The organism is Thiomonas bhubaneswarensis (assembly GCF_001418255.1).
Taxonomy (GTDB): Bacteria; Pseudomonadota; Gammaproteobacteria; order Burkholderiales; family Burkholderiaceae_C; genus Thiomonas; species Thiomonas bhubaneswarensis.
In genome coordinates, this window is the sequence record NZ_LIPV01000001.1 from 481871 (window position 1) to 492317 (window position 10447).

Annotated in this window: 12 protein-coding genes; 10 read left to right on the top strand and 2 right to left on the bottom strand. The window is 62.8% G+C overall.

Annotated elements, in window-relative coordinates; all coding sequences use genetic code 11:
* Window positions 1–10: 10 nt before the first annotated feature.
* Genes ASC45_RS02290 through ASC45_RS02325 form a run of 10 tightly spaced genes read left to right on the top strand, consistent with a single transcriptional unit; the run spans window position 11 to window position 9184 of the window.
* Entirely contained in the window at window positions 11–2782 is a 2772-nt protein-coding gene (locus ASC45_RS02290) for a type I restriction endonuclease subunit R (RefSeq protein ID WP_055449392.1), read from the top strand.
* A gap of 17 nt (window positions 2783–2799) precedes the next feature.
* Window positions 2800–3108, top strand: a complete 309-nt coding sequence (locus ASC45_RS02295) for a nucleotidyltransferase family protein (protein WP_055449393.1) — start codon at window positions 2800–2802, stop codon at window positions 3106–3108.
* Window positions 3098–3439 carry a HepT-like ribonuclease domain-containing protein gene (locus ASC45_RS02300; protein WP_055449394.1) on the top strand — a complete coding sequence of 114 codons (342 nt, stop codon included), beginning with the start codon at window positions 3098–3100 and terminating at the stop codon, window positions 3437–3439. Before ASC45_RS02295 ends, ASC45_RS02300 begins: the two co-directional genes overlap by 11 nt.
* Complete coding sequence (locus tag ASC45_RS16135; protein WP_281173286.1) at window positions 3436–3564, top strand: hypothetical protein; 129 nt, start codon at window positions 3436–3438, stop codon at window positions 3562–3564. The genes ASC45_RS02300 and ASC45_RS16135 overlap by 4 nt, the downstream gene beginning before the upstream one ends.
* A 55-nt stretch (window positions 3565–3619) precedes the next feature.
* Window positions 3620–3865, top strand: coding sequence for a type II toxin-antitoxin system Phd/YefM family antitoxin (locus ASC45_RS02305; RefSeq protein WP_055449395.1), 246 nt, complete (start codon window positions 3620–3622; stop codon window positions 3863–3865).
* The gene (locus ASC45_RS02310) at window positions 3855–4142 is read left to right on the top strand and encodes a type II toxin-antitoxin system RelE family toxin (RefSeq protein WP_055449396.1); all 288 of its coding nucleotides are present in this window, start codon (window positions 3855–3857) and stop codon (window positions 4140–4142) included. Before ASC45_RS02305 ends, ASC45_RS02310 begins: the two co-directional genes overlap by 11 nt.
* Complete coding sequence (locus tag ASC45_RS15670) at window positions 4139–4297, top strand: hypothetical protein (RefSeq protein WP_156346978.1); 159 nt, start codon at window positions 4139–4141, stop codon at window positions 4295–4297. Before ASC45_RS02310 ends, ASC45_RS15670 begins: the two co-directional genes overlap by 4 nt.
* Window positions 4294–5760 carry a restriction endonuclease subunit S gene (locus ASC45_RS02315; protein WP_055449397.1) on the top strand — a complete coding sequence of 489 codons (1467 nt, stop codon included), beginning with the start codon at window positions 4294–4296 and terminating at the stop codon, window positions 5758–5760. Before ASC45_RS15670 ends, ASC45_RS02315 begins: the two co-directional genes overlap by 4 nt.
* Window positions 5761–5779: 19 nt before the next feature.
* The gene (locus tag ASC45_RS02320) at window positions 5780–7684 is read left to right on the top strand and encodes a DUF262 domain-containing protein (RefSeq protein WP_055449398.1); all 1905 of its coding nucleotides are present in this window, start codon (window positions 5780–5782) and stop codon (window positions 7682–7684) included.
* Between the two features lie 21 nt (window positions 7685–7705).
* Window positions 7706–9184, top strand: coding sequence for a type I restriction-modification system subunit M (locus tag ASC45_RS02325; protein ID WP_055449399.1), 1479 nt, complete (start codon window positions 7706–7708; stop codon window positions 9182–9184).
* Window positions 9185–9220: 36 nt separating this feature from the next.
* Here ASC45_RS02325 and ASC45_RS02330 read toward each other — a convergent pair whose 3' ends face one another.
* Together ASC45_RS02330 and ASC45_RS02335 are read right to left on the bottom strand one after the other, a co-directional pair.
* The gene (locus ASC45_RS02330; protein ID WP_055449490.1) at window positions 9221–9874 is read right to left on the bottom strand and encodes a class I SAM-dependent methyltransferase; all 654 of its coding nucleotides are present in this window, start codon (window positions 9872–9874) and stop codon (window positions 9221–9223) included.
* Window positions 9875–9912: 38 nt separating this feature from the next.
* On the bottom strand, window positions 9913–10362 hold the full coding sequence (locus ASC45_RS02335) for an OsmC family protein (RefSeq protein WP_055449400.1): 450 nt from the start codon (window positions 10360–10362) through the stop codon (window positions 9913–9915).
* Window positions 10363–10447: the final 85 nt, after the last annotated feature.

Sequence of the window (10447 nt, forward strand, 5' to 3'; positions counted from 1 at the left end):
TGCGCCGCGCATGGATGCCCCCGAACAGCAGGCCCGCCGCGCCATCGATGACCTCCTCACCGCCGCGGGCTGGGCGGTGCAGGATGTGGCCACAGCCGACATCCGTGCCGCGCGCGGGGTGGCGATCCGTGAATTCCCGCTGAAGGCCGGCCACGGCTTTGCCGATTACCTGCTGTACGTGGACGGCAAGGCGGCCGGCGTCATCGAAGCCAAGAAGGAAGGCTTCGCGCTCACCGGCGTCGAAACCCAATCCTCCAAATACACCCAGGGTCTGCCCGACGGCCTGCCGCGCTGGCGCAGCCCGCTACCGTTTGCCTTTCAATCCACGGGCGTCGAAACCCGTTTCACCAACGGGCTGGACCCCGAACCGCGCTCGCGCCCGGTGTTCGCCTTTCACAGGCCGGACATGCTGGCCGATTGGCTCAAGCTCCTTCCAGCGGGTTCGACGCTCCACACCGGCATGGGAACGCCGATCCACGCCGTTGGGCAGCCTGCCGAAACCTTTCTGCAGCGGCTACGCCACATGCCGCCGCTGCAAGACGACCGCCTCTGGCCCGCCCAGCGCGAGGCCGTGCAGCGCCTGGAGCAGTCGCTGCGCGACAACCGCCCGCGTGCGCTCATTCAAATGGCCACCGGCAGCGGCAAGACCTTCACCGCCATCAGCTTCCTCTATCGGCTCATCAAGCACGCGGGTGCCCGGCGCGTGTTGTTCCTGGTCGATCGCGGCAACCTGGCCGACCAGACGCTCAAGGAATTCCAGCAATACCAGTCACCGGACAACAACTTCAAGTTCACCGAGGAATACATCGTCCAGCGCCTGCAGGGCAACACGCTCGATACCACCGCGCGTGTGTGCATTGCCACCATCCAGCGCGTGTACGCCATGCTCAAGGGCCGCGAGTTGCCCGAGGACCTGGAAGAAGCATCGCTCGATCAGGTGGGCGGCCTGTTCAAGCAGCCCGACCCCATCGACTACAACCCGGCCATCCCCATCGAGACCTTCGACCTCATCGTCACCGACGAGTGCCACCGCTCCATCTACAACCTGTGGGCGCAGGTGCTGGAGTATTTCGACGCCTATCTCATCGGCCTCACCGCCACGCCCTCTAAGCAGACCTTCGGCTTCTTCCACCAGAACCTGGTGATGGAATACAACCACGAGATGGCCGTGGCCGACGGCGTCAACGTCAACTACGACGTCTACCGCATCCGCACCGCCATCACCGAGCAGGGCGGCAAGGTGGAAGCCGGCTACAGCGTGCAGATCCAGGAGCGCGACACCCGCAGGAAACGCTGGGAACAACTCGACGACGACTTCGCCTACGACCCCGCGCAGCTCGACCGCGCCGTGGTCGCCCCCGACCAGATCCGCACCGTCATCCGCACCTTCCGCGACAGGCTGTTCACCGACATCTTCCCCGGCCGCACCTGGGTGCCCAAGACGCTGATCTTCGCCAAGGACGACGCCCACGCCGAGAACATCGTGGAGATCGTGCGCGAGGAATTCGGCAAGGGCAACGACTTCGCGCAGAAGATCACCTACCGCAGCACCGGCGCCAAGCCCAAGGACCTCATCAACGCCTTCCGCACCAGCCCCCTGCCGCGCATCGCCGTCACCGTGGACATGATCGCCACCGGCACCGACATCAAATCGGTGGAAGTCGTCATGTTCATGCGCGCGGTGAAGTCGCGCGCCTTCTTCGAGCAGATGAAAGGCCGCGGCGTGCGCGTCATCAAGCCCGACGACTTGCAGAGCGTCACCCCCGACGCCCGCGCCAAGGACCACTTCGTCATCGTCGATGCCGTGGGCGTGTGCGAGCAGGACAAGACCGACTCGCGCCCGATGGAGACCAAGCCCACCGTCAGCTTCGAAAAACTCCTGCAGGCCGTCGCGTTTGGCAACACTGAGGACGACGTGCTCACCTCGCTCGCCGGGCGGATGGCGCGCCTGGAGCACCGCATCCAACCGGCCGACGACGCACGCGTGCGCGAGGCCACCGGCGGCTACGGCCTGCGCGAACTGGCCCACGGCATCATCGCCGCGCTCGACCCCGACGCCCACCCCTCGCCAGACGCCCACCGCCAGGCCATCGAAACCGCGGTGCGCCCGCTGCAAGACCCCAAGGTGCGCGAGCTGCTCGCCGACCTCAAGCGCCGCGACGACCTGGTCATCGACACCGTCAGCGCCGACGAAGTGCTCGAAGCCGGCTTCAGCCCCGACGCCCTCGACCGCGCCCGCGGCATGGTGCAGAGCTTCGAGCAATTCATCGCCGAGCACAAGGACGACATCACCGCCCTGCAGGTGCTCTACAGCCTGCCCTACCGCCAGCGCCTCAGCTTCGCCGCCGTGAAGGAACTGGCCGAGCGCATCCAGGCGCCGCCCTACCTGTGGAATGAATCGCAGCTGTGGAACGCCTACGCCGCGCTGGAAAAGAGCAAGGTCAAAGGCGCCAGTGGCCGCCGCATCCTCACCGACCTCGTCTCCCTCGTGCGATTCGCCATCCACCAGGACAACGAACTCATCCCCTTCCCCGAGCGCGTGGGAGCCAACTTCAGGGCGTGGCTGGCGAGTCAGGAAGGCAACAGCAAGCAGTTCACCGCCGAACAGCGCCGTTGGCTGGAAATGATCCGCGACCACATCGCCGCCAACCTCGGCATCGAGCCCGACGACTTCGAATACGCGCCGTTCGCCCAGCACGGCGGCCTCGGCAAGGTCCACCAGCTCTTTGGCGACATGCTGCCCGAGTTGCTGGCTTCGCTGAACGACGCCCTCGCGGCATAATCGACCCCAGAGACACCATGACGAATCCCATCGACCTGCACCACGAAGAAGTCGCCCAACTGTGCCGACGTTCCGGCGCGCGGCGACTGGACGTTTTCGGCTCGGCCATACGGGACGACTTCGACCCCGACCGCAGCGACCTCGACTTCCTGGTCGAGTTCGACGACGTGCCTCCTGCCCACTACGCCCAAGCCTATTTCACCCTCAAGGAAGGGCTGGAGAAACTGTTCGGCCGGCCCGTCGACCTTGTCACCGGCAGCAGCCTCGCCAACCCCTACTTTCGTCAGCGCATCGCGAGCGAAAGTCGCACTGTCTATGCACGCTGACTCCCGTAAGCTGCTTTGGGATGCCCAGCAGGCCGCCGAGCGCATCGCGCGCTTCACTGTCGGCAAGGGGTTCGCCGACTACGAAGCGGACGAGTTCCTGCGATCCGCCGTCGAGCGCCAGTTCGAAATCATCGGCGAAGCCCTGAATCACCTCGCGCGAGTCGATCCCCAGCTCGCCGGCCGGATCGTTGAACTGCCGCGCATCGTTGCCTTCCGCAACGTCCTCATCCACGGCTACGCCACGGTCGATAACCGCTTGGTCTGGGGCGTTGTCGAAACCAGCCTGGGCCCGCTTCGCGACACCCTCGCAAACCTGCTCGGCCGGCCATGAGCCGCGCCCCACGCAGCGTGATCCGTCAACTCTCGAAAGACGGCGGCCTCGGCAAAGTGCATCAATGGTTTGGCGACAAGCTGAACACCCTCATCGAAGAGCTGAACGAAACGCTGGCCGCATAAAGACCAAATAAACGACTAAAATAAAGACCTATTTATGTTTCTGAAGGAGCGTCCCATGGAACTGCTCTACACCAACGCCTCAGTCAGCATCAGTGAGCTGAAGAAGAATCCCACCGCCGTCATCGACGAAGCGGACGGCTTCCCCGTCGCCGTGCTCAACCACAACAAACCCGCCGCCTACCTGGTGCCAGCCGCCGCCTTCGAAGCCATGATGGAAAAGCTGGACGATCTCGAACTGGTCAGGCTGGTGAAGGCACGCGAGAACGAGCCCACGGTCAAAGTCGATCCGAATGACCTATAGCCTCGAATTCCGGGACAGCGCCTGGAAGGAGTGGCAAAAGCTCGACCGGACGCTGCGCGAGCAATTCAGGGCCAAGCTGCTGGAACGGCTGGAAAACCCCCGTGTCGAATCCGCACGGCTCTCCGGCCTGCCGGACTGCTACAAGATCAAGCTGCGCGCCGCCGGCTATAGGCTCGTGTATCAAGTCTTCGACGACCGCGTAGTGGTCGTCGTCGTGGCCGTGGGCAAGCGGGAGGACAGCGCGGTGTATCGCAAGGCCAGAGGGCGGATGAAGTGACCTTCGACCACATCGCCACGGATCTAGGCATCGAGGCGGGAAACCCCAGACACGCGCCGTTTTCCCAACACGACGGGCTTGGTAAAGCGCACCAACTGTCTAGCGAGAAGCTGAATGCGATGATTGAAGAATCGAACGAGACGTTGGCGGCATGAGCGCAGTTATTGAAAGCCGCGACATACCGGTCTCTTGGCAGCTAGTGCCACTGAAGGAACTCGGCGTGTGGTCAGGTGGCGGCACGCCGTCGAAAGCAAAGCCAGAGTATTGGACGAATGGCAGCATTCCTTGGGTTTCGCCCAAGGACATGAAGACCGAACGCATCATCGATAGCGAGGACCACATAACTAAAGCCGCTGTTGAAGAATCAACCGCGAAGTTAATACCGGCTGGCGCCGTGCTAGTCGTTACACGAAGCGGGATATTGAGCCACACCCTTCCGGTGGCGATCTCCACTGTGCCAGTAACGGTCAATCAAGACTTGAAGGCCATAGCGCCGAAAGACGGCGTATTGCCCGATTATTTGGCGTGGGCGCTTCGCTGTTTTGCTCGGGAGATACTTAACACCTGCTCAAAACAGGGTACCACTGTCGCCAGTATCGAGACGGCTGCTTTGCACCGTTTCGAGATTCCAGTCGCACCCCTCGACCAACAAAAGCGCATCGTCGCGGAAATCGAAAAACAATTCTCCCGCCTCTATGATGCCGTCGCCAACCTCAAGCGCGTCAAGGCCAATCTCAAGCGCTACAAAGCCGCCGTCCTCAAAGCCGCCGTCGAAGGCCGCTTAGTCGTTACCGAAACCGAACTCGCCCGCCGCGAAGGCCGCAGCTTTGAAACCGGCGCACAACTCCTGCAACGCATCCTCGAAACCCGCCGCAGCCAGTGGAAAGGCAAGGGCAAATACAAAGAACCCGCCGCGCCCGAAACCTCTGACCTTCCCGAATTGCCGGAGGGGTGGGTGTGGGCGTCTATCGACCAGTTAGCTGCGCCGGAGCCTAACTCAATCACGGACGGCCCGTTCGGCTCGAATCTCAAAACGGAGCACTACCAAGAGTCTGGTCCCCGCGTTATTCGCCTTCAGAACATCAAAGACGGGGAATTCGCGGATGAGTATGCCCATATTTCCCAAATGCACTTTGAACGGCTTCGCAAACACGAGATTCAAGCTGGTGATCTTGTCATTGCCACCTTGGGTGACAATCCACCGCGCGCTTGCATTATTCCGGCGTTCGTCGGGGCTGCGATCGTTAAAGCAGATTGCATAAGGTTCAAGCCACATTCAGCACTGACGGTTGCCTACCTGAATGCCGCATTGAACTGTCAGCCTACGCGGAAGCGTGTCAAGAATGTGCTCCACGGTATAGGCAGGCCGCGCCTTTCACTCGGTGAGATTCGTGCAATTGCACTTCCAATTCCACCTGAAACGGAGCAGCGCCGCATCGTTGCGGAAGTGGGCCGCCGCCTCTCCCTCCTGCGCGACACCGAGGCCCAGGTGGACGCCAACCTCCAGCGCGCCGAGCGTCTGCGCCAGTCCATCCTGAGTCGGGCGTTTTCCGGTGGCTTGGTCAATGACAACTCAACAAACCCGATGAGCACCGCGGCAGTATCGGGCGCTGCATAACAATCCAAGGAACTAGCACATGGCCGGCTCGACCTTCAAGACCAACCCCATTGACCTGATCGAGCTGCTGGAGGATTGCCACCGTGGCAAGCTGCAGTTGCCGGACTTCCAGCGCAGCTGGGTATGGGACGAGGACCGCATCAAGAGCCTGATTGCATCGATCTCGCGCGCCTTTCCGGTCGGCGCGCTGATGACGCTGGACACCGGTGGCGAGGTGAACTTCAAGCCGCGTCCGGTGGAGGGCGCGCCGACCGAGGCGAAGAACGTGGCACCACAATCGCTGTTACTGGACGGCCAGCAACGCATGACCTCGCTGTATCAGGTGACGCTGCGCGGCAAGGTGGTGGAGACGGTCACGCCGAAGAACAAAAAGGTGAAGCGCTGGTTCTACATTGACATCCGCAAGGCGCTGGACCCGACCGTCGACAGGGAGGAGGCCATCGTAGGCGTGCCGGAGGATCGGATCATCCGCACCGACTTCGGCCGCGAGGTTGTGCTGGACCTGTCCACGCCCGATGGGGAGTACGTGGCGCTGATGTACCCGCTGACCCAGGTGTTCGACTGGGACCGCTGGCAGGACGGCTTCGATCAGCAATGGCTCGGCGACGAGCATGAGGCCATGCGCGAAACCTTCCGTGCCTTCAAGCGCCAGGTGCTGGAGAACTTCAAGTCTTACCGCGTGCCCGTGATCTCGCTGGACCGCTCCACGTCCAAGGAAGCAGTGTGCGTGGTGTTCGAGAAAGTCAATACAGGCGGCAAGGCGCTGGACGCCTTTGAACTGGTCACAGCGATGTATGCGGCGGAAGGCCACGAGCTGCGCAAGGACTGGTACGGCGACGACGAGCACAAGGGCCGGCACCGGCGCTTCGCGGATACTCTGCGGCCTGCTGATTCCGAGGCCGGGATCATTGCCGGTGTGAGCAATACAGATTTTCTCCAGGCGATCTCGTTGTTCTACACGCGCGAGCGTCGCCGCGAGGCGGAGCGTGCCGGCAAGACAGGCAAGGAACTGCCGGCGGTTATCGGCAACCGCCAGGCGCTGTTGAACCTGCCGCTGGCGGCCTATAAGCAGTACGAGAAGCCGGTGGAACACGGTTTCGTTCAGGCGGCTAAGTTCCTGCACATGCTGCACATCTACCGCATCTTCGACCTGCCCTATCGGTCGCAGATCGTGCCGCTTGCAGCGATCATCGCCGACATCGGCGAGGCTTGGGAGCATGAGGCCAACCGGGCCAAGCTGGTGCGCTGGTACTGGAACGGAGTGTTCGGCGAGCTGTACGGCTCGGCGGTGGAGTCGCGCATCGCCCGCGATTTCATGGAGGTGCCACGCTGGTTGCAGGGCGGGCCGGAACCGTCCACGGTGAGCGAGGTCATCTTCCGCGCCGACCGCCTGAAAACCATGCGCATGCGCCTGTCCGCCGCCTATAAGGGCGTGAATGCATTACTCATGAAGGAAGGCGCGCAGGACTTTCGCTCCGGGCAGAAGTTCGACCACACGGTCTTCTTCGGCGAGAACGTGGATATCCACCACATCTTTCCGCAGGACTGGTGCAAGAAGCAGGACATCAAACCGGCGGTATACGACTCCATCATCAACAAGACTCCGCTGTCGTATCGCACAAACCGGATCATTGGTGGTGTCGCGCCATCTGAATACTTGGCCAAGTTGGAAAAGGGCGACAAGCAGACCCCGGCCATTGACCAGACACGACTGGACGGCTATCTCCGTTCGCACCTGATCGATCCCGCCATCCTGCGCAGCGACGATTTTGAGGCGTTCATGGCAGACCGGCAGAAGCGCTTGCTGGGCTTGATAGAGCAGGCAACTGGGAAAGCTGCCTACACGGGCGAGGTGCCAGAAGAGGGTGAGGACGTCGGCGCGGACGAAGACGCTGTTGAGGCCGAAAAGATCATCGCCTCATGAAAACGACAAAGCAATTTAAATATGAATACATCAACCATCGTCGATAAACTCTGGAACTACTGCAACGTGCTGCGCGACGACGGCATGAGCTACGGCGACTACGTCGAGCAGCTCACCTATCTGCTGTTCCTCAAGATGGCCGACGAGCGCACCCGCGCGCCGTACCATCAAACCAGCCCGGTGCCGGAGCCCTACGGCTGGGCCAGCCTTCTCGGGAAAGACGGCGACGCGTTGTTCGATCACTACCGCCACACGCTGGAGGCGCTGGGCCGGGAGCGCGGCCTGCTCGGGCTGATCTTCGCCAAGTCGCAGAACAAGTTCCAGGACCCGGCCAAACTGCGGCGGCTAGTGGTGGACCTCATCGACAAGGAACAGTGGGTGTCGATGAGCGCCGACGTGAAAGGCGATGCTTACGAAGGCCTGCTGGAAAAGAACGCCCAGGACACCAAATCCGGCGCTGGCCAGTACTTCACCCCGCGCCCGCTGATCCAGGCGATTGTGGAGGTGATGGCGCCGAAGCCCGGCGAAACCGTGTGCGACCCGGCCTGCGGCACCGGCGGCTTTCTGCTCGCGGCGCACGACCATGTGGTGCAGCACAACCCGCACCTCACCAAGGACCAGCGCAAGAAGCTCAAGGAGGAAACCTTCAAGGGCTGGGAGCTGGTGCAGGCGACCGCCAGGCTGTGCGCCATGAACCTGCTGCTGCACGGCATCGGCAGCCAGGACTTCGAGCCCATCGTGGTGGGTGATTCGCTGGCCGCCGACCCGGGTGACCGCTTCGATGTGATTCTCACCAATCCGCCCTTCGGCAAGAAGAGCAGCACCACCATCGTGGGCGAGGAGGGCAAGGTCAGCAAGGAACGCGACGTGGTGGAGCGCGGCGACTTCTGGACCACCACCTCGAACAAGCAGCTCAACTTCGTCCAGCACGTCAAAACCCTGCTCCGGCAGAACGGCCGCGCCGCCGTGGTCGTGCCCGACAACGTGCTGTTCGAAGGCGGCGCGGGTGAGACGATTCGACGTAAACTGCTGCACGAGTGCGACGTGCACACCCTGCTGCGCCTGCCCACCGGACTGTTCTACGCCCAGGGCGTGAAGGCGAACGTGCTGTTCTTCGACAAGAAGCCCGCCAGCGAAACGCCATGGACGAAAACGCTGTGGGTCTACGACCTGCGCACCAACCGGCACTTCACGCTCAAGACCAACCCGCTGCAGCGGGAGGACTTGGATGAGTTCGTACGTTGCTTCAACTCTGCCAATCGGCATGCGCGCACGGCGACGTGGTCGCCCGCCGCACCCGAAGGCCGCTGGCGCGCCTACGACTACGAGGAACTCATCAACCGCGACAAGGCCAGTCTGGATATTTTCTGGCTGAAGGACGAATCGCTGTCCGACTCGGACAACTTGCCCGCACCGGAGGTAATCGCCGCCGAAATCGTGGACGATCTCGAAGCCGCGCTGGAGCAATTCCGGCTGATGGCCGCCGAGGCCGAGCCCTGATCAGGGACGGTCGGGAGGCCTGTGAGGCGCAGGCGATCAGCCGGGTTTGCGCGCCACGCCGTCGATCAGCGCGGAGCGGCCAACATGGCCGCGGCCTTCGTGAAGCTCCGCTTCGCGTTGCTCCAGCAGCAGCCAATCGGCCTGAGGCAGCAGGTCGCGCAGCAATTGCAAGGTGTAGAGATGGTCGGGTCGGCCGGGACCGCCGGTGCCGTAAGCCATCTGCTCCAGCGCATAGCCTTCCACCAGCAACAGACCGCCGGGTTTGAGGGTGCGCCACAGGCCGGAAAACAGCCGTGCGCGCAGGTCCGGGTCGGCAAACTGCACGAAGATGGCGGCAACCGCGTCGAATTGGTCGGGTTTCCAGTCCCATTCGTCCACCGCTGCTACGTGGAAGTCCACGGCGACGCCGCGTTCCTGTGCCCACACGCGTGCCTTGTCCACTGCAACCGGCGAAAGATCGAACGCGGTGACTTGGTGGCCTTGCTCGGCCAGCCAGATGCTGTTGCGGCCTTCGCCGTCTGCCGCGCTGAGGACGCGGCTGCCCGGAGCGAGTCGGACGGATTCACGCACCAGAAAGGCGTTGGGCTCGGCACCGTAATGCAGGCCAGGCTGGGCGAAGCGGGCATTCCAGGTGTCGCGAGGGTTGGCAAAGCCGCTTGCAGGCTGTGTGGCGGGAGTGTGCGTTGTCATGATGGGCAATGCGATGAAAAAGCCGTCATTCTGCGGGCTTATTTGAGTTTCTGCCCGGTGCCGTCAAACACTGAAACCGTCACCGGAATGCCCTGGCGTACGCTCTCGCCCACGGTGCAGAACTGCTCGAACTGCATGAGCACGCGGTCGAGCCGCTCCATGCCCTGGGCGGGAGCTCCCATGTGGATGTCCACCGCGATGGACAGCACGCGCAGGCGGCCTGCGGCGTTGCGACCGATCTCGCCGGTGGCGGTGGTGGTCAGGCCCTTGGGGTCGAGCTTGAACTTGCTCAGCGCGAAGTACAGGCTGGAACTCATGCAGTTGCCCACGGCGGCAAGCAGCAGGTGCGAGGGCGACGGCCCCGCGCCTTCGCCCAGTGGCGGCGGTTCGTCGGTGACGATGGGGGATTGGCCGTCGGCGTAGTGCAGATCGAACTGGTACTGGTTGAACTGCTTGAGGGTGACGCTGGGGGGTTGTTTGTCGTCCATTTGGGCTCCTGAAGGCGTGCTGCGATGCTGCATTGTCGGCCGCGGCGCTCAGCCAGGTGCATGATGCCAGTGCGCGCGGTCTATA